Origin of the sequence: Streptomyces sp. NPDC059080 (genome assembly GCF_042739975.1) — a bacterium.
Lineage (GTDB): Bacteria > Actinomycetota > Actinomycetes > Streptomycetales > Streptomycetaceae > Streptomyces > Streptomyces benahoarensis.
Map to the genome: position 1 here is coordinate 180,490 of NZ_JBHYGX010000001.1, position 18,568 is coordinate 199,057.

Below are 18,568 nucleotides of genomic sequence, written 5' to 3' on the forward strand. Positions count from 1 at the left end.
GTCCGGCGACGACGCGCCCCGCCACGGGGTGTCGTTGCCGGGCGGGCGCCCGCCACATAGCCTCCCGGGGACCGCCGGTCCGCCGCAGCCCCGGGAGGCGCACGCCGTGAGCATCGACGAGAGCCGCGAGAGCCGCGAGAGCCGCGAGAGCCGCGAGAGCCGCGAGAGCCGCGAGAGCCGCGAGGAGCGCGAGGCCCGCGAGGAGCGCCTCGCCCCGCCCGGTGCCGGGGGACCGCCGGAAGGGCTTGCCGGCCAGGCCGCCGCGCTGGCCCGCGGTGAGACCACCTCCGCCGCTCTCGTCCGCCGCTGCCTGGACCGCATCACCGCCTCCGCGCCCACCGTCAACGCCTTCCGCCGCCTGCGCGCCGAGGCCGCCGAGGCGGAAGCCGCGGACGCCGACCGCAGGCTCGCGGCCGGGGAACGGCTGCCGCTGCTCGGCGTACCGGTGGCGGTCAAGGACGACATGGATGTCGCGGGCGAGCCCACCGCGTTCGGCTGCGCCGGGGAGTTCCCCGTCAAGGCGCACGACGCCGAGGTGGTGCGGCGGCTGCGGGCGGCCGGTGCGATCGTCGTCGGCAAGACGAACGCCTGCGAGTTGGGCCAGTGGCCGTTCACCGAGGGCCCCGCCTTCGGGGACACCCGCAACCCCTGGCATCTCGACCACACCCCGGGCGGCTCCTCCGGCGGTTCGGCCGCCGCCGTCGCCGGGGGCCTGGTCCCCGCCGCGCTCGGCACCGACGGCGCGGGCTCGGTCCGTATCCCCGCCGCCTGGACGCATCTGGTCGGCGTCAAACCGCAGCGCGGCACCCTCTCCACCTGGCCGGACGCCGAATCGTTCCAGGGCATCACCGGTATCGGCCCGCTGGCCCGTACCGTCGAGGACGCGGCGCTGCTGCTGGACGCGGCGAGCGGCAGTCACCCCGGCGACCTGCACCGCCCGCCGCCGCTCGCCGCCCGCGAGGCCGTCCGCCGCGACCCCGGCCGCCTGCGCATCGCGCTGTCCTGGAAGCCGCCGTTCACCGCCATCGCCACCCCGCTCCACCCGGACGTACGGGGAGCGGTGACCGCGGTGGCCCGCACCCTCGCCGGGCTCGGCCACTTCGTGGAGGAGGCCGACCCGGACTACGGGCTGATCGGCCTCGCGTTCGTGCCGCGTGCCACCGCCGGGGTGCGGGAATGGGCGGCGCGGGTGCCCGACCCGGCGTTGCTGGACCGGCGCACCCGCGGCGCGGCCCGCATGGGGCGGCTGCTGGGCGGCCCGGTACTGCGCCGGGCGCGCGCCGTCGAACCCCGCCAACAGCGGCGCATCGGCGCGCTGTTCGGCCGCTACGACGTGCTGCTGACGCCGACCACCGCCACCCCGCCGCTGCGGATCGGCGCCCTCGCCGGGCTCGACGGCCGCCGTACGGATCAGGCCATGATCGCGGCCTGCCCGTACGCCTGGCCGTGGAACGTCCTGGGCTGGCCGGCGGTCAACGTCCCCGCCGGGTTCACCGACGCCGGGCTGCCGCTCGGCGCGCAACTGCTCGGGCCCGCCCGCGGGGACGCCCGGCTGCTCTCCCTGACCGCGCAGCTCCAGGACGCGCTGCGCTGGCACGAGCGCCGCCCGGCCGCGGACGCGGCGGGCGGCGCCGGAGGACGGCCGGGAGGCGTCAGCCCAGCAGGGCGATGATCTCGTCCGTGGTGCCGGTCTCCCCGAGCCGCGGGAAGATCTTCTCCACGCTGTTGCGGTGCGCCGCCTCGTCCAGGTCGGTCACCGCGTCGGTGGCGACGGTGACGTGGTAGCCGTGCTCGTGCGCGGCGCGGGCGGTGGACTCCACACCGATGCTGGTGGCGATCCCGGTGAGGACCACCTGCGTCACACCCCGGCGGCGCAGCTCCAGATCGAGGTTGGTGCCGTGGAAGGCGCCCCACTGCTGCTTGCTGACGAGGATGTCGCCGGGCTGCCGGTCCAGCTCGGGCATCAGCTCCGTCCAGCCGGCGGGCGGCGTGCCGCCCGGCCGGGAGGCCGAGGTGCGGCCCGGCGCGCCGCCGGTGACGTTCACCAGCACCACGGGCAGCTCCCGCGCGCGGAACGCCGCGGCCAGCCGCGCGGAGCGGGCGATGATCTCGTCCGACGGGTGGACGGAGGGCAGCCCGGTGATGCCCTTCTGCAGGTCGATCACGACGAGGGCGGAGGTGGGGTCGAGCGCGGTCACGGACATGGGGGGCTCCAGGGAAGGGAGGGGGATGTGGTGACGTCACCAGGTGGACGCCACGGGGAGTTGACGATGTCGCCGGAAGGGGCCGTCGGCCGGCGCCGCCTCATGGCCCGGCCAGCCGTCGCAGCAGCGCCGTCGCCTCGGCGAGAGTCCGGCGCTCCTCGGCGGTCAGCCGTTCGGTGAGCGCCTCGGTCAGCCAGTCCCGCTTGGCCTGCCGCGCCTCGCCGATCAGGCGTCGGCCCTCGTCGGTGAGGGAGAGGACGACCTGCCGCCCGTCGGTCGGGTGCGGGCTGCGCGCCACGACGCCCTGCTCCTCCAGCGCCGCGAGCGTCAGCCGCATCGACTGCGGGCGGACCAGCTCCGCGCGGGCCAGCGCCGCGGTGGTCGCCGGGCCGTCCCGGTGGAGGCGGGCGAGGACCGCCCGCTGGGTCGGGGTCACCCCGTCGAGCGGCGCCGCGGCCCGCAGATGACGCATGAGCAGACCCACCGTCGCCGCGAGATCGGAGGCGAGCGGTCCGGGCTCCGGGCTCTGCGCGTCGTCCATGCCGCCAACGTAGGAGTTCGACAGGCAAACTTGCAAGTTTCCCTGTCGATGATCTGCTGGGCCGTGCGGCGCGGTCGCGTCCGTGGCGGGCGCTCCGGGCGACGCACCGGAGAGGGGCTTGCCCCGGTGCGCGGCGGGGCCTACGGTCGCCTCCACGCGCGCAGGGCCCGCCCGAGACCGCGTGGCCCGCAGCCTGACGCGCCGACAAAGGAGCTGTTCATGGCCGATGTTGTGCGAGCCGCACTGGTCCAGGCGACCTGGACGGGCGACACCGAATCGATGATCGCGAAGCATGAGGCCCACGCCCGCGAGGCGGCCGGGCAGGGCGCGAAGATCATCGGCTTCCAGGAGGTCTTCAACGCCCCGTACTTCTGCCAGGTGCAGGAGCCCGAGCACTACCGCTGGGCCGAACCGGTCCCCGACGGCCCGACCATCACCCGGATGCGGGCGCTCGCCCGGGAGACCGGCATGGTCGTCGTCGCCCCCGTCTTCGAGGTCGAGCAGCCCGGCGTGTACTACAACACCGCGGCCGTCATCGACGCCGACGGCACCGTGCTCGGCATCTACCGCAAGCACCACATCCCGCAGGTCAAGGGGTTCTGGGAGAAGTACTACTTCAAGCCGGGCAACGCCGGGTGGCCGGTCTTCGACACCGCCGTCGGCAAGGTCGGCGTCTACATCTGCTACGACCGCCACTTCCCCGAGGGCTGGCGCCAGCTCGGCCTCGGCGGCGCGCAGCTCGTCTACAACCCGTCCGCCACCTCCCGCGGCCTCTCCGCCTACCTCTGGCAGCTGGAGCAGCCCGCCGCCGCCGTCGCCAACGAGTACTTCGTCGCCGCCATCAACCGCGTCGGCACCGAGGAGTACGGCGACAACGACTTCTACGGCACCAGCTACTTCGTCGACCCCCGCGGACAGTTCGTCGGCGAGGTCGCCGACGACGGCGAGGAGGAACTCCTCGTCCGCGACCTCGACTTCGGGCTGATCGACGAGGTCCGGCAGCAGTGGGCGTTCTACCGGGACCGCCGCCCCGACGCGTACGAGGGGCTGGTGCGCCCGTGACGGCCGACGGCGCCCCCGGGGCGCTGCTCGCCCGCCACCGCGCGGTGCTGCCCTCCTGGCTCGACCTCTACTACGAGCGGCCGCTCGAACTCACCCACGGCGTGGGCCGCCACGTCTGGGACGCCGAGGGCAACCGCTACCTCGATTTCTTCGGCGGCATCCTCACCACCATGACGGCGCACGCCCTGCCGGAGGTCACCGCCGCCGTCACCGCGCAGGCCGGGCGGATCCTGCACACCTCGACGCTCTACCTCTCCCGCCCCATGGTGGAGCTGGCGGAGCGCATCGCCGCGCTCTCCGGGATCCCCGACGCCCGGGTCTTCTTCACCACCTCGGGCACCGAGGCCAACGACACGGCGCTGCTGCTCGCCACCGCGTACCGCCGCTCCAACCAGATCCTGGCGATGCGCAACAGCTACCACGGCCGCTCCTTCTCCACCGTCGCCATCACCGGCAACCGCAGCTGGTCCCCGACGAGCCTGTCGCCGCTCCAGACGCTCTACGTCCACGGGGGCGTCCGCAGCCGCGGTCCGTACGCCGGGCTCGGCGACGCCGCATACATCGCGGCGTGCGTCGCCGATCTGGAGGACGTGCTGGCGCAGACCGCCGGGGGCGTCGCCGCGCTGATCGCCGAACCGGTCCAGGGGGTCGGCGGCTTCACCTCCCCGCCCGACGGGCTCTACGCCGCGTTCCGCGAGGTCCTGGACCGGCATGGCATCCTCTGGATCAGCGACGAGGTGCAGACCGGCTGGGGCCGCACCGGCGACCACTTCTGGGGCTGGCAGGCGCACGCCGGGAACGGCCCGCCCGACCTGCTGACCTTCGCCAAGGGCATCGGCAACGGCATGTCCCTGGGCGGTGTCGTCGCCCGCGCCGAGGTGATGGACGCGATGAGCGCCCACTCCATCTCGACGTTCGGCGGCAGCCCCGTCACCGTCGCCGCCGGTCTCGCCAACCTCACCTACCTCCTCGACCACGACCTCCAGGGCAACGCCCGGCGCGTCGGCGGGCTGCTCCTCGAACGGCTGCGGGCCGTCGCCGCCGGGAGCGACCTGGTCCGCGAGGTGCGCGGGCGGGGCCTGATGACCGGTGTGGAACTCGTCCGGCCCGGCACCGACGAGCCGTCGGCCGCGGCCGCCTCGCTGGTGGTGGAGGCGGCCCGGGAGCGCGGACTGCTCGTCGGCAAGGGCGGACAGGGCGGCGCGTGCCTGCGCATCGCCCCGCCGATGACGCTGAACGTCGCCGAGGCGGAGGAGGGGGCGGAGCTGCTGGCCGGTGCGCTGACCGACGCGCGCGAACGCCTCACCGCCGCCTGATACGACGTCAGGGCGCCACGTCGCCGTACGCGCGGCCCACCGCGGCGTCGTTGAGGTACGCGGTGGCCGCGCCGGTGACACCGTCGGACGGTAGACGCCCCACTTGTCGGTGACCCAGTCGGCCCGCAGCGTGGCCGCCCGGTACTGCGCGGCGCCGCCCGCCAGCTTCTGGGCGGCACCGTTGTGCCACAGCTTCACCCAGCCCTTCGCCGGATCGGCACCGCCCCGCGGCACCGCCCCGCGGCACCGGCCCACGGCACCGCCCCGCGGCACCGGCCCACGGCCAGGTAGACGTACGGCCCCACAGCCGGGCAGGCGCGCCCCGTGACCCGGCGCCCGGTCACCGTCCGGCCGCGCCCCGGACCGCCGCCGCCACCTCGTGGAAGAACCGCGCATGCGCCCGGCGGCTGCACGGCGCCTCCGGATTCCAGCCGACCAGCCGGGCCGACGCCGCCACCGCCCGCCAGTGCGCGCCGCCGCGCAGCGCCTCCGGCGGCGCGGCATTGGCCCGTACGTCGTTCAGCACGATGTCGGGGCGGAGCGCCGCGACATCGGCCCAGGTGGCCGTCGCCCAGTTCGCCCTGGGCCCGGCGGCCGGGTCCAGCAGCTCCACGCCGTGCTCCCGCAGCGTCCGCAGATCCGGCCAGGCCCCCGGCCGCGCCAGATACGCCTGCTCCGGGCCGGCCGCCGACAGAGCCAGCACCCGGGGCCGCGGCCCGTCGCCGGCCGCCGCCCGCAGCGCGTCCTCCGCACCGTCCAGCGCGACCGCGGCGCTCGCCGGTTCCCCCGCGCCCAGTGACCCGGCGAGCGCCGCGAACCGCTCCCGCACCACGGCCAGCCCCCGGCCGGGCCCCAGGCCCAGCGCCACCAGCGGGACGTGCGCCTCCAGCTCCCGCGCCGTCTTGGCGTCCAGGCCGTACACCGCCTCGCCGTCGTAGGTGACGGTCACCACCAGATCCGGCGCCGCCCCCAGCACGGTGTCCGGATGCAGCGCCGGCCCCGCACCGAGATACGGGATGCCCTCCCGGGGCAGCTCCCCGCTCTTCGTCCGGTCCGGCACCGTCCCGTCGTGCCGCGACCCGAAGAGCCCCACGGGACGTACGCCGTGATCCCAGAGCGTCGCCCCGGCCTGGAGGTAGGTGATGATCCGCGACGGCCGTTCGCCGGCCACCGCCAGACGTCCGCGGTCGTCGGAGAACTCCCACGGCGTGCTCCACTGCATGGCGTGCCGCCTCTCTGCCCGGTGCCGGTCCGCTCCCGCCGCCCGTGCCGTGGCGTCCGCTCCCGGCGGCCCGGCTCCCGCCCCCACGGACGGTGAGGGGCGCTCCCCGGCGGCGTCGGTTACCTGCCCACTCCGCGCCTCTCGCACCCCTCTTGGTCCATACCTCCCCGGGCGCACCGTGCGCCGCACCGTTCAACCGGCCGGATGACCGGCGGCGCCACGCGGCCGCACCGCGCGGGCGGCGGACACGGTATTGCCCCCACGGCTGCCATGCTTCTACGGTCTCCTTCCCGCCCGGGAACCGGCGCCGCACGGGCCCGCCCGCCGCGCGCGGGACACCCCGTGCGGAAGGAGCGGACGGCGGCCCGGCGGGGGTCACCGTCCGCGGCACGGGCGGCCGTCCGCGCCGGGCCGCCCGCCGCACGGCACGCACCCGTGGCGCAGTGAGGGAGACCGGACGTGACACGCACTCTCATTACCGGCGGCCTGGTGATCACCGCTTCCGACGAACTCCACGCCGATGTGCTCGTCGAGGGCGGCCGGGTGGTGGCCCTCGCCAGCCACGGCAGCCACGACTGGCAGGCCGGGCACGTCATCGACGCCGCGCAGAAATACGTCATCCCCGGTGGCGTCGACGCCCATACGCACATGGAGATGCCCTTCGGCGGCACCCAGGCGTCCGACACCTTCGAAACCGGCACCCTCGCCGCCGCCTGGGGCGGCACCACCACCCTCGTCGACTTCGCCATCCAGCCCAAGGGCGGCTCGCTCCAGGAGGGGCTCGACACCTGGCACGCCAAGGCGGACGGCGTCTGCGCGATCGACTACGCCTTCCACATGATCATGTCCGATGTGAACGCCTCCTCCCTCCGGGAGATGGACCGCCTCGTCGAATCCGGCGTCAGCTCCTTCAAACTCTTCACCGCCTACCCCGGGGTGTTCCTCTCCGACGACGGACAGATCCTCCGCGCCATGCAGCGCGCCGCCGACAACGGCGCACTGGTGATGACCCACGCGGAGAACGGACTCGCCATCGACGTCCTCGTCGAACAGGCCCTGGCCCGCGGCGAACGGGACCCGCGCCACCACGGCGAGGTCCGCAAGGCGCTCCTGGAGGCCGAGGCGACCCACCGCGTCATCCGGCTCGCCCAGGTGGCGGGCGCACCCGTCTACGTCGTGCACGTCTCGGCGCGGGAAGCCGTCGCGGAGCTGATGCGCGCCCGCGACGAGGGGCTGCCGGTCTTCGGCGAGACCTGTCCGCAGTACCTCTTCCTGTCGACCGACAACCTCGCCGAACCGGACTTCGAGGGCGCCAAGTACGTGTGCTCCACCCCGCTGCGCCCGGCCGAACACCAGGAAACCCTCTGGCGCGCCCTGCGCACCAACGACCTTCAGGTGGTCTCCACCGACCACTGCCCGTTCTGCTTCAAGGGCCAGAAGGAGCTGGGCCGCGGCGACTTCTCGAAGATCCCCAACGGCATGCCCGGCGTCGAGAACCGCATGGACCTGCTCCACCAGGCCGTCGTCGACGGACACATCGACCGCCGCCGCTGGATCGAGATCGCCTGCACCGCCCCGGCCCGGATGTTCGGCCTCCACCCCAAGAAGGGCACCATCGCCCCCGGCTCCGACGCGGACCTCGTCATCTACGACCCGCACGCCGAGCAGACCCTGTCGGCCCGCACCCACCACATGAACGTCGACTACTCCCCGTACGAGGGGCGGCGCGTGACCGGCCGGGTCGAGACGGTGCTCTCCCGCGGCGTCCCGGTGATCGAGAACCGCCGCCACACGGGCCGCGCCGGACACGGCGACTATGTGCCCCGGGGCCTCGGGCACTACGCGGGCTGACCGCCGCTTGCGGTTGCCGTTGCGTCAACTTCTACGGTCGTGACCAGGGCCGGAGAGACCGGCCCGGCGAGGAGGGATACCGCCATGACCTGGTCGATCGCCGAGGTCGCCCGGATGAGCGGGGTGACGTCCCGGACGCTGCGGCACTACGACGGAATCGGCCTGCTGCACCCGTCCGGAACCGGGAGCAACGGCCACCGCCGCTACGGCGAACCGGAACTCCTGCGGCTCCAGCAGATCCTGCTGATGCGGGAGCTGGGCCTCTCGCTGCGCGAGATCCGGGCGGTGCTGGACAGCCGGGCCGACCGGGTCGCCGTGCTCCGCGAGCACCACGCCCGGCTGCTGGCGGAGCGGGACCGGCTGACGACGCTGGCCGGGACGGTCGGCCGCACCCTCGCCGCACTGGAGGAAGGCAGGGAACACCCCGATATGAACGGGATCAACAGGCCGGAGAACCTCTTCGACGGCTTCGAGCACGACAGGGAGACGGACACCGAGGTCCGCGAGCGCTGGCCGGAGGCGTGGGAGCAGGCCCGGCACGCCACCGCGGCGATGACCGACGAGGACACCGAGCGGTGGCAGCGGGAGGCGACGGCGCAGATGATCCGCATGGCGGAGTTCATGGTGGCCGGCACCCCCGTCACCGCCCCCGAGGTCCAGGCCGAGACCGACGCCCACTACCGCGGCGTCTGCCGCTTCTGGACCCCGAACGCGGACGCGTACCGGGGGCTGGCGGCGACCTACGTCGATGACCCGCGGTTCCGGGGCAACTTCGACCGGATCGCGGAGGGGCTGGCCGGGTATCTGCGGGAGGCGATGGAGGTGTACGCCGAGGCGCGGTTGAGCTGAGGCCGGGGCGGCGCCGGCGGGGGCGATGCCGGCGGGGTGTTGCCGTCCTGGCCCGGGGCGGCGGCGGGTCCGGCGCACGGCCCGTCGGGCTCCGGGCGGCCCCGGCGGCTCGGACTCCGGCCCGGCCCACCGCCGCGCACGGGCGTCGGCGTCAGCCCCGCCGGGCCTCCGCGGGCCAGAGCACATGGACGGGCAGGCCCGAAGCGCGCGCCTCGGCGACCGTGGCGGCCGTGCCGCCGCCCTTCGCGGGCGGCTGCCCGTCCCAGACGGCGACCAGGGCATCCGCCCGCTTCAGCAGCGCGGAATACGGCGCCTTGGTAGGTCTCCTCACTGCCCGAGTAGTCCGACGGGTCGATGTCCGCGTTCCAGAGGGTTTCATCGATGCCGGTCATGGAGCCATGGTGGCCGAACTCCCGTCCTGGAGGGGAGAGTTCCGCACGGGAAGCCCGCACGTCGGGAGGGCGCTCAGGGCCCGGGCCGTATCTCCGGACCGGGCGCCGGGGCGCCCGCCGCCGCGTCCGTGGCCCCTCCCGCCCCGGGGTCCGCAGCGGGTGGCGTCGTGCGGGGTTCGGTACGCCCCGGTGTGGAAGGATTCCGGCACCGTCCGCGTCGGGCGGCTCCGGCGGATCCGTTCCGGCCGGTGCCGTCGTGGCACGGCCGCCGGGCCCCGCCCGGCCGGTGCTCCCGGGGCCGCCCGTACACCGAACAGAAGGAGCGCAGCGTGGACTTCGGAGTCGTTCTGCAGACCGATCCGCCCGCATCGTCCGTGGTGGGGCTGATGCGCCGGGCCGAGCGGAGGGGGTTCCGCTACGGCTGGACCTTCGACTCCGCCGTCCTGTGGCAGGAGCCGTTCGTCATCCACAGCCGCATCCTGGAACACACCGAACGGCTCATCGTGGGCCCCATGGTCACCAACCCCTCGACCCGCACCCCGGAGGTCACCGCCTCCACCTTCGCCACCCTCAACGACATGTACGGCAACCGCACCGTCTGCGGCATCGGCCGGGGCGACTCCGCGATGCGGGTCGCCGGGCGGCCGCCCAACACCCTGGCCCGGCTGGGCGAGGCGATCGGCGTGATCCGGGACCTCGCCGAGGGCCGCGAGGCCGACATCGGCGGTCACCGGCTGCGCATCCCCTGGGTCCGCGACGGCCGGCTGCCCGTCTGGATGGGCGCGTACGGTCCGAAGGCGCTGGCCATGGCCGGGCGGCTGGCCGACGGCTTCATCCTCCAGCTCGCCGATCCCTACCTCACCGAATGGATGGTCAAGGCGGTGCGCGACGCGGCGGCGGACGCGGGCCGCGACCCGGCCGAGGTGACGGTCTGTGTGGCCGCGCCCGCCTACGTCGGCGACGATCTCGCGCACGCCCGGGAGCAGTGCCGCTGGTTCGGCGGGATGGTCGGCAACCACGTCGCCGACCTCGTCGAACGGTACGGTGCGCACTCCGGTGCCGTCCCGGAGGAGCTGACCGCGTACATCGAGAAGCGCGCCGGATACGACTACTCCCACCACGGCCGGACCGGCAACCCCGACACCGCGTTCGTGCCGGACGCCGTCGTCGACCGGTTCTGCCTGCTCGGACCGGCCGAGGCGCACATCGAGAAGCTGCGAAGGCTGCGGGATCTGGGCGTCGACCAGTTCGCGCTGTACGCCATGCACGACGCCAAGGAAGCCGTCATCGACGCGTACGGCGAGCGGATCATTCCGGCGCTGAACGGCTGAGAGCCGAGAGGGGACGCCCGGGCCGGGAGCGCGCGCCCCGCTGAGCCGCCCCGCGCGCCCGCCGAGCCGCCCCGGGCGCCCCGCCCAAGGCGTCCGGGCGCGCGCCACCAGGGGAGCGGCCCGCCCGCCGCGCCCGGCTCACCCCGGAGCCACGCCCCACGGTGCACCCGGACACACCACGGGCCCGGCCATGACGGCCGGGCCCGTGGCACGTGGAACCTCCGCCGCGTCAGACGCCCGGCGGCACCCGGGACGGGCGGCCGCGACCGGCGGTGAGACGGTAGCCGGCGATGCCCGCCAGGGCCGCCGCGATGCCGCCCGCCGCCGTCCAGATCCAGCGGTCGGACCACCAGCCGGAGGCCCAGCCGCCGTCCGGTTCGGCCGCCGTGGCCGCAGGGGCCGCAGAGGCCGTCGACGGGCTCGCCGAGGCACCGGCCGCCTCGCCGTCGGCGTCGCCGCCGTCGCGCTCCTCGGAGCCGGTGGCGGCGGTCGCGCCGGGGACGAGCGGCGCGGCCAGCGCCCCGTCCACGGCATGGGCGCCACCCGCGTCCTTGACGTCGGCACTCACCTCGGCCTGCACCGGCAGCCCCAGGTCCTCCTGCGGCTGCTCGGTGGTGGTCAGCCGCAGGTAGTAGCGGCCCGGCAGCGGATCGTCGGCCCACGGCTCCGCCCACGCGCGGACGGTCCGCAGGGTGCAGGCGAGCTCCACCGACGTGGCGTCGGCCGCCACCGTCCGCGCCTGCATGCCGTAGCGGCACGCCTGACGGCGCCGCAGCCCGTCGTACACGTCCAGCCGCCAGGTGGCCTCACCGTGCCGCGCCGTCTCGGGCAGCTTCACCTTCGCCCGTACCGTCGCGTCCTGCCCCTGGTCGAGGGGGACGGCCCAGTACAGGTAGTCGCCCGTGGAGGCGTCGGCGGTGGCGCGCTGGCCGGGCAGCATCAGGGTGGCCGTACGGAACGACGTGCCCGCCTCGGTCGGCGCGGGCACCTCACCGTCGGACTCCGGGCTCGGGGAGCCGCTGGAGGCCGTGGGCGTCGGGTCGTCGGCGAGGGCCGGTGCCGCCGCGGTGAGCAGGCTGCCGGTGGCGAGCAGTGCCGCCGCCAGGGTGCGCAGGGTCCGCATCAGTTGGTCCTCCAGACGGAGATGCGCCAGCGGGAGATCCAGCCCCACACGAGGCCGCCCACCAGACCGGCCAGGGCGAGGGTGACCAGCAGCCACCAGCCGCGGCCCAGCCCGAAGGCGGCCGGGTCGGCGGCGTCGTGCGGCGCGTCCACCAGGTCGACGGCCAGTTCGACGGGCAGCCCCGGCTCCCGCTTCACCGACGCCGGTGCGGAGAAGGAGTTGCTGACCTGGAGGCAGACCGTCTCGGCGGGCGGCACGTCGCTGCCGTCCGGCGCGTCCTCGTCCGGCTTCGGGTAGCGCAGCCCGGTGGAGAGGACGTCGGTGCGCCCGTCACCGGCCTCGGAACCGCGGACGATCTCCCGGCCGTGGACGGTCACCGCCCGCAGCAGCACGCCGTAGTCGTTGTCGACGGCCCGGTCGGCGGCGACGCTCACCGAGGCCCGCAGCTCCTGGCCGGGCCGGACCGCGACGCGGTACCAGCGGTGCTCGGCGAAGCGCTCCCGGTCGCTGTAGAGGCCGGGCTTCAGCTCGGGCGCCTTCGCGCACTGCGCGGCGCCCTCGGTCGCCACCGGCGTCACCACCGGATCGGCCGCCCGGTCCACCAACTGGTGCACCCGCTTGCGGAGCTGATCGGTGTGGTGGACGGAGGTGTACGTGCCGCCGGTGGCCTCCGCGATGCAGCTGAGCTGCTTACGGGTCTTGGCATCCGGCAGCAGGCCGAGCGTGTCGACGGTGAGGCGGATGCCCTTGGCGGCGATGTCGCGGGCCACCTCGCAGGGGTCGAGCGGCTGGCAGGTGTCCTCGCCGTCGGTGATGAGGACGATCCGGGCCGAATCGCCGCCCTTGAGGTCGTCGGCGGCGGCGAGCAACGACGGGCCGATCGGCGTCCAGCCCGTGGGGGACAGCGTGGCGACCGCCGTCTTCGCGTCGTTCCGGTCGAGCGGGCCGACCGGGTAGAGCAGCTTGGTGTCCTTGCAGCCGACCGTGCGGTCCTCGCCCGGATAGTTCGCGCCGAGGGTGCGGATGCCCAGCTCGACATCGCCGGGCACCGCGTCCAGCACCTCGTTGAACGCGGTCTTCGCCGCCGCCATCCGGGTCTGGCCGTCGAGGTCGCGGGCGCGCATGGAGCCGCTGACGTCGAGGACCAGCTCGACTTTCGGGGTGGGCTTCGCGTCCGGCTCACCGGCCGCGGCGGGTGTGGGGAGCAGGCCGACGGCCACCGTGGCGAGCAGGCCGCACACCCCGGCCGCCAGCCGCTTTCTTATGATCATCGACGGATCGTATGGAGGATTCGCCGCCAGAACAAAACGGCCCGTCAGATACCGGACGCGGGCCGCCGGACGCGCCCACGGCCTTCCGGCCGGGCGGCCCGGGCCCGCCCCGCTCCCGTTACGGCACCCGCGCCGTCCACTCCTCGTGGGCGAACTTCGTCCGCACCAGCTCCTCGGCGCGCGCCAGCTCCGCGTCGGTGACCGCGCCGCGGGTCAGGCCGTATCGGTCGCGGAACGAGCCGATCATCCGCGCGATGACCTCCTCGCGCGGCAGACCCGTCTGCCGCCGCAGCGGATCGACCCGCTTCTTGGCGCTCTTCGTCCCCTTGTCCGACAGCTTCTCCTTGCCGATGCGCAGCACATCGAGCATCTTCGCCGCGTCGATGTCGTACGACATGGTGACGTGGTGCAGCACGGCGCCGGGCCCGCCGTCCGGGCCGACCATCCGCTTCTGCGCGGCGCCCGCGACCTTGCCGACCTCCGTGGCGATGTCGTTGAGCGGCTGGTACCACGCCCGGATGCCCATGTCGCCGAGGGCACCGAGGACCCAGTCGTCGAGATAGGCGTAGCTGTCCGCGAACGACAGCCCGGAGACCAGCGCCTCCGGGACGGCCAGCGAGTACGTGATGGTGCTCTGCGGCTCGGCGAACATGGCGCCGCCGCCGGAGATCCGGCGTACCACCGTGACGCCGTGCCGGGCGGTGCCCTCGGCGTCGACCTCGTTGCGCAGCGACTGGAAGCTGCCGATGATCACGGCGGGCGCGTCCCACTCCCAGACCCGCAGCGTCGGCGCCCGGCGGCCCGCCGCGACCTCCGCCGTGATGACCTCGTCGAGCGCCATGTGCAGGGCGGGCGGCTGCGGTTGGTCGTGGATGAGCTGCCAGTCGTAGTCGCTCCACTCGGTGGCCTGCGCCAGCGCTCGCCGCACGGCGATGGCGACGCCCTCCGCCGTCAGCCCGAACATCACCGTGTCCTTCGGCAGCGCCGCCGTGATCCGGGCGGCGAGCCCCGCCGCGTCGGTGGTGGCGGGGGCGCCCTCCAGCGCGTTGTCGATCGCGCCGATCGCCTCGTCCGGCTCCAGGAAGAAGTCCCCGGCCACCCGGACGTGCCGCAGCACGCCGCCTTCCACCTCCAGATCGACCACGACGAGCTTGCCGCCGGGAACCTTGTACTCGCCGTGCACCGTGCCGCCTCCACCCCGTCGGCCGCACCGGCCGAGATCTGTCCTGTTCGTCCCACCGTAACCGAGGCCGGTGACAGCCGGGCCCCGCCCGCGCCCGCGGCCCGGCGGCGCCGTCCGGCACCACGTCGCGGGCCCGCCGCGGCAACTCCCCGCCCCGGAGAGGATCTTGGCGGCCCTGGCCAGAGCCGTCCCGATGCTCCTACGATGCAGGCAACGGGGAGGGGGACCGACGTGGTACAGCGTGTGGGACGGGTGGAGTTCGGCGTCGCCTGGGTGATCAGAAACCTGGACGTGCTCATCGCCGTGGGGCTCGGGCTGACCATCGGCCTGATGGACGTCTTCAACGACGTCATCAGCCCCGGCGTGTCGTCCGGCGCGACGCTGCTGGTGCTCGGCACCCTCGCGGTCGGCTCGATGACGGAGCGGTCGCGCCGTAAGTCCGACATCCAGGAGGCGTCCAAGGACACCCGCCGCGCCCTGGAGGACCTCGCGATGGTCCGCTCCCTGTCGGGCGACGAGGTCGGCGACGCCCTGGAGCAGGCCCGCGGGCAGACCAACCGCTGGTACTTCAAGGGCGGCACCGGCACCTATCTGCGCGCTGTCACGCTGCCCCGCTGCGTCGAGGCCGCCACCCGTCAGCGCGCCCAGCTCAGCGTCAAGATCGACATCATCAACCCGGCGGACGAGCGGACCTGCGCCGCCTACGCCCGCTTCCGCCAGACCTTCGCCCGCCGCCGCAACGACGACGCGGCGCACGCCTGGACCGCCGACCGCACCCGCAAGGAGGCGTACGCCACGGTCCTGGCCGCCTGCTGGTTCCGCCAGCGGCTCGACACCCTGGAGATCAGCGTCCACCTCTCCTCGGGTGTCCCCACCCTCCGCTTCGACCTCTCCGAGTCCTGCCTGATCATCACCCAGGACGACCCGAACCGCGTCAACCTCCTCGTCGCCCGCGACCGGCCGCTCTACGACTACTACGTCACCGAACTGCACCAGAGCCGCGAACAGGCCGTCCGCCTCGACCTGCGCGGCATCGCCCCGCTCAGCGACGAGCCCACCGTCGACGAGGTCCGCGCGGTCTTCGACGACGTCGCGCTGCCGCTGCCCTCGGTGTTCGGCGACACCGACGTCGCGGAGATCATCGAGAAGGCCCTGCATGCCGAGGACCCCTACCGGAGGTGAGACGCCTCGGGCGCGGCTCATGGACTACGACACGCTCGACCGACTGCTCCGCCCCGGCACGGCGCGGGGCGCGCCCCGCGCCGGGATCACCGGTGCCCTGGAGGACATCGCCCGCGGCAGACGGGAGGTGCACGCGGTCCACCACCCGCTCGGCTTCCTCTGCCTGCCGCTGGTCCGCGACGGCGCCCGCGGCGTCTGCGTCCACCTCTTCGGCACCGGCACCCGCGCCGACCCCACCGCCGCACCCATGCACGCCCACAGCTGGGAGCTGCGCAGTTACGTCCTCTACGGCCGGGTCGGCAACCTCCCGGTCACGGTGACGGACGCCGCGCACGCCCCCACGCACCGCATCTTCGAGGTCATCAGCGCCCCCTCCGGCATCGACGAACTGCGCCCCACCTCCCGCCTGGTGCGCTGCGAGCCGGGCCCCGCCGCCTCCAGCGGCAGCGGTGAGACGTACAGCCTGCCGGCCGGTGAGTTCCACGCCACCGTCACGCGCGACGAGCCCGCCGCCACCCTGGTGCTCGGCCGGTCGCTGCCCGGCCACACCGACCTCTCCCTGGGCCCCCTGCACGGCCGCGGCCACCGTACGGTGCGCCGGTTGTGCGGCGCGGAACACACCGAACGGACCGTCCGCACAGCACTCAGGAGGATCCATGCCGAGCAGCGCGACTGACCGGGACGCCGCACCGTACGCGTACGAGACGCGGGTGGCCGTCGCCGCCGCCGAGGAGGCCGGTGCGCTGCTGCGCGGGCGCTTCGGCGCGGCGCGGACGGTGGGCGTGAAGGACGCCGAGGGCGATGTCGTCACCGACCTCGACCTGGCCGCCGAGAAAATCATCCTCGCCCGCCTCCAGACCCATTTCCCGCACGACCGGATCCTGTCCGAGGAGGCGGGCCTTCTCGACGCCGTCGGGCGCCGCACCTGGCTGGTGGACCCGCTCGACGGCAGCAACAACGTCGCGATCGGCCTGACCGCGTACGCCGTCGGCATCGGGCTGTGCGTGGACGGCGCGCCGGTCGTCGGGGTGGTGCACGAACCGGTCACCGGCTGCACCTGGCAGGCGGTCCGCGGCCGGGGCACGACCTGCGGGCCGGACCGGCTGCCGGGACCGTCCGGCGCGGTGCCGCGCAGCGGGCCGGTGGTGGCCTGGACCCAGGGCCATGCGGTGGGCCGGGCCGATCCGGTGGCCGCCGGGCTGCGGGGCCAACTGGAGCGCCGTGCCCGGCGGGTGCTCCAGTTGTGGGCGCCGCTGCTGGGCTGGAGCATGCTGGCGCGCGGTGCGATCGACGGGTTCGTCGGCTACCGCGCGGAGGGCATCGACTTCCCCGCGGGCGCGCTGCTGGCCGCCGAGACGGGCGTGGAGTTCCGCACCCTGAGCGGCGGCCCCTTCACGGTGGGCTCCACGGGCCCGGACACCGACCGCAGCTTCGTCGCCGCCCGCGCGGACACCCTGACGTATCTGCTCGATGTGGTCGCGGAGGCGCGGGCGGCCTGACGGGAGCGACGGGCGGGAGCCGGGCCGACGGGCGGGAGCCGGGCGGCGGGAGGCCCGGCCCCGCCGGTCCGTTCCGCGGTCACCGGCCCTGGTGACCGGCCGTTTCAGCCCACCGCCAGCGCCGCCGTGGCCGCCAGCGTCGCCGTCACGGCCAGGACGAAGCCCGTGCCCATGAAGCGCCGCAGCGGGATGACGGTGCCCCGGCCGCGGCACCGTTCGAACCACAGCAGCGTCGCCAGCGACGCCCACGGGGTGACCAGCGGACCGACGTTGGTGCCGATCAGCAGCGCCAGCAGCTGGTGGTGGTTGCCGACCGGTACCGCCGCCTCGCCCGCCATGTAGACCGGCAGGTTGTTGAGGACGTTGGACAGGCCCGCGCCGACGCCCGCCGAGCGGAGCATGCCGAGGAGGCCGCCGTCCGGCCCGATCGCGGCCGTCAGCAGCGTGTGCAGCCCGTGCGCGTTCACCGTCTCGACGACCAGGAACATGCCCGGTACCAGCACCAGCAGCCGCCACGGCACCAGCGACCAGCGCAGCTCGGCGGGGCGCCGCAGCGCGAACGCCACGACGACGATCAGCATCGTCGTCAGCGACGCCGACCACAGCGGTACGTCCGCGACGAGGATCGCCACCAGGAACCCGGCACACGCCAGCGCGCACACCCGGAACAGCACCGGATCGGCCGGGGCCTGCTTCTCGGGCGGGACGTACGCGTCCGAGCCCCGCCGCCCGCGCCGCCAGTGGAAGCCCCACAGGCACACCGTCGTCACGGCGATCGCGGCCAGTTGGGGCAGGCCCATCGTCGCGGCCATCTCGGTGGGGGAGAGCCCGACCCGGTCCGAGGCCAGCAGATTGGTCAGGTTCGACACCGGCAGCAGCAGGCTCGCGGTGTTCGCCAGCCAGACCGTCGTCATCGCCAGCGGCACCGGCGCGATGCCGACCCGTCCGGCCAGCGCCAGCATCACCGGCGTCAGCAGCACCGCCGTGGTGTCGAGGTTCAGCGCGATGGTGGTGACCGACGCGAAGAGCACACAGAGCCCGAACAGCCGCGGATAGCTCCCCTTCCCGGTCCGCGCCACCCAGGACGCCACCGCGTCGAACACCTCGGCCCGGCCCGTCAGTTCGGCCATCACGATGACCGTGGCGAGGAAGGCGAGCAGCGGCCCGATGCGCGCCATCGCCTCCCCGGCCGGTGCGGTCGGCAGCAGCCCCGTGGCCACACACACCAGGCCGCAGGCGAGCAGCGCGGCGGCGAGCCAGTCCAGGGGATGCAGACGCGTGAGGAATCGCACGCCCGCCAGCGTCGCACACACGCCCGGACGGCGCGGGGGAGAGGGGAGGATCAAGGGCCCCGGCGGAAGGCTCCGGCGCCCGCGGCCCGCCCCCGCACGCCGGAGCCCGGCGGCGCCCGGACGTCCCACCGCCCGCGCCCGGACCCGGCGACGGAGGGCGGCCCGGTCCGTCCCCCACGGCGACCCGGTCCCGTCCCGCCGCGGCGTCCCGTCCGCGCTCACGGCCCTCCGCCCGCCCGCGTGATCCTTT

General features: G+C 74.7%; 17 protein-coding genes. 9 read left to right on the plus strand and 8 right to left on the minus strand.

All coding sequences use genetic code 11. From position 1 onward, the window contains the following. Positions 1-106: 106 nt before the first annotated feature. Positions 107-1,672 (plus strand): amidase, encoded by a 1,566-nt coding sequence (locus ACFWWQ_RS00350; protein WP_384587632.1) that lies wholly within the window; start codon positions 107-109, stop codon positions 1,670-1,672. Here ACFWWQ_RS00350 and ACFWWQ_RS00355 read toward each other — a convergent pair. Together ACFWWQ_RS00355 and ACFWWQ_RS00360 are read right to left on the minus strand one after the other, a co-directional pair. Further along, positions 1,653-2,204: an isochorismatase family protein gene (locus tag ACFWWQ_RS00355; protein WP_384587635.1), complete on the minus strand. Its 552-nt coding sequence runs from the start codon at positions 2,202-2,204 to the stop codon at positions 1,653-1,655. The two genes, ACFWWQ_RS00350 and ACFWWQ_RS00355, sit on opposite strands and share 20 nt — an antisense overlap. A 100-nt stretch (positions 2,205-2,304) precedes the next feature. Beyond that, positions 2,305-2,745, minus strand: coding sequence for a MarR family winged helix-turn-helix transcriptional regulator (locus tag ACFWWQ_RS00360; RefSeq protein ID WP_384587638.1), 441 nt, complete (start codon positions 2,743-2,745; stop codon positions 2,305-2,307). Between the two features lie 219 nt (positions 2,746-2,964). On the opposite strand from ACFWWQ_RS00360, the gene ACFWWQ_RS00365 reads away from it, so the two are divergent. Next, the gene (locus ACFWWQ_RS00365) at positions 2,965-3,807 is read left to right on the plus strand and encodes a nitrilase-related carbon-nitrogen hydrolase (RefSeq protein WP_384587641.1); all 843 of its coding nucleotides are present in this window, start codon (positions 2,965-2,967) and stop codon (positions 3,805-3,807) included. Beyond that, positions 3,804-5,123 (plus strand): aspartate aminotransferase family protein, encoded by a 1,320-nt coding sequence (locus ACFWWQ_RS00370; RefSeq protein WP_384587644.1) that lies wholly within the window; start codon positions 3,804-3,806, stop codon positions 5,121-5,123. Before ACFWWQ_RS00365 ends, ACFWWQ_RS00370 begins: the two co-directional genes overlap by 4 nt. Before the next feature lie 340 nt (positions 5,124-5,463). Here the strand turns inward: ACFWWQ_RS00370 and ACFWWQ_RS00375 are convergent, their stop codons facing one another. Further along, on the minus strand, positions 5,464-6,345 hold the full coding sequence (locus ACFWWQ_RS00375; protein ID WP_384587647.1) for an ABC transporter substrate-binding protein: 882 nt from the start codon (positions 6,343-6,345) through the stop codon (positions 5,464-5,466). 459 nt (positions 6,346-6,804) lie between these two features. Here ACFWWQ_RS00375 and hydA point away from each other — a divergent pair, with 459 nt between their 5' ends. Then, entirely contained in the window at positions 6,805-8,196 is a 1,392-nt protein-coding gene (hydA, locus tag ACFWWQ_RS00380; RefSeq protein ID WP_384587650.1) for a dihydropyrimidinase, read from the plus strand. An 84-nt stretch (positions 8,197-8,280) separates the two neighbouring features. Further along, complete coding sequence (locus ACFWWQ_RS00385; protein ID WP_384587653.1) at positions 8,281-9,045, plus strand: MerR family transcriptional regulator; 765 nt, start codon at positions 8,281-8,283, stop codon at positions 9,043-9,045. A 151-nt stretch (positions 9,046-9,196) separates the two neighbouring features. On the opposite strand, the gene ACFWWQ_RS00390 is transcribed toward ACFWWQ_RS00385, so the two are convergent. After that, the gene (locus ACFWWQ_RS00390) at positions 9,197-9,376 is read right to left on the minus strand and encodes a hypothetical protein (protein WP_384588168.1); all 180 of its coding nucleotides are present in this window, start codon (positions 9,374-9,376) and stop codon (positions 9,197-9,199) included. Positions 9,377-9,766: 390 nt separating this feature from the next. Here ACFWWQ_RS00390 and ACFWWQ_RS00395 point away from each other — a divergent pair, with 390 nt between their 5' ends. After that, on the plus strand, positions 9,767-10,768 hold the full coding sequence (locus ACFWWQ_RS00395; protein ID WP_384587656.1) for a TIGR03842 family LLM class F420-dependent oxidoreductase: 1,002 nt from the start codon (positions 9,767-9,769) through the stop codon (positions 10,766-10,768). Positions 10,769-10,997: 229 nt separating this feature from the next. On the opposite strand, the gene ACFWWQ_RS00400 is transcribed toward ACFWWQ_RS00395, so the two are convergent. The 3 genes from ACFWWQ_RS00400 to ACFWWQ_RS00410 all read right to left on the minus strand — a co-directional run bounded on the left by ACFWWQ_RS00400 (position 10,998) and on the right by ACFWWQ_RS00410 (position 14,345). Beyond that, positions 10,998-11,891, minus strand: coding sequence for a hypothetical protein (locus tag ACFWWQ_RS00400; protein WP_384587659.1), 894 nt, complete (start codon positions 11,889-11,891; stop codon positions 10,998-11,000). Then, the gene (locus ACFWWQ_RS00405) at positions 11,891-13,162 is read right to left on the minus strand and encodes a VWA domain-containing protein (protein ID WP_384587661.1); all 1,272 of its coding nucleotides are present in this window, start codon (positions 13,160-13,162) and stop codon (positions 11,891-11,893) included. The genes ACFWWQ_RS00400 and ACFWWQ_RS00405 overlap by 1 nt, the downstream gene beginning before the upstream one ends. A gap of 118 nt (positions 13,163-13,280) precedes the next feature. Continuing rightward, the gene (locus ACFWWQ_RS00410; protein ID WP_384587664.1) at positions 13,281-14,345 is read right to left on the minus strand and encodes a biotin/lipoate A/B protein ligase family protein; all 1,065 of its coding nucleotides are present in this window, start codon (positions 14,343-14,345) and stop codon (positions 13,281-13,283) included. Between the two features lie 231 nt (positions 14,346-14,576). Between ACFWWQ_RS00410 and ACFWWQ_RS00415 the strand changes: the two genes are divergently transcribed. The 3 genes from ACFWWQ_RS00415 to ACFWWQ_RS00425 are packed head-to-tail and all read left to right on the plus strand — an operon-like array spanning position 14,577 to position 17,026. Next, complete coding sequence (locus ACFWWQ_RS00415; RefSeq protein WP_384587667.1) at positions 14,577-15,527, plus strand: hypothetical protein; 951 nt, start codon at positions 14,577-14,579, stop codon at positions 15,525-15,527. Further along, positions 15,502-16,203, plus strand: coding sequence for a hypothetical protein (locus ACFWWQ_RS00420; RefSeq protein WP_384587670.1), 702 nt, complete (start codon positions 15,502-15,504; stop codon positions 16,201-16,203). Before ACFWWQ_RS00415 ends, ACFWWQ_RS00420 begins: the two co-directional genes overlap by 26 nt. Continuing rightward, positions 16,184-17,026, plus strand: coding sequence for an inositol monophosphatase family protein (locus ACFWWQ_RS00425; protein ID WP_384587673.1), 843 nt, complete (start codon positions 16,184-16,186; stop codon positions 17,024-17,026). Before ACFWWQ_RS00420 ends, ACFWWQ_RS00425 begins: the two co-directional genes overlap by 20 nt. Positions 17,027-17,130: 104 nt before the next feature. Here ACFWWQ_RS00425 and ACFWWQ_RS00430 read toward each other — a convergent pair whose 3' ends face one another. Further along, positions 17,131-18,318 carry an SLC13 family permease gene (locus ACFWWQ_RS00430; protein ID WP_384587675.1) on the minus strand — a complete coding sequence of 396 codons (1,188 nt, stop codon included), beginning with the start codon at positions 18,316-18,318 and terminating at the stop codon, positions 17,131-17,133. Between the last annotated feature and the right edge of the window lie 250 nt (positions 18,319-18,568).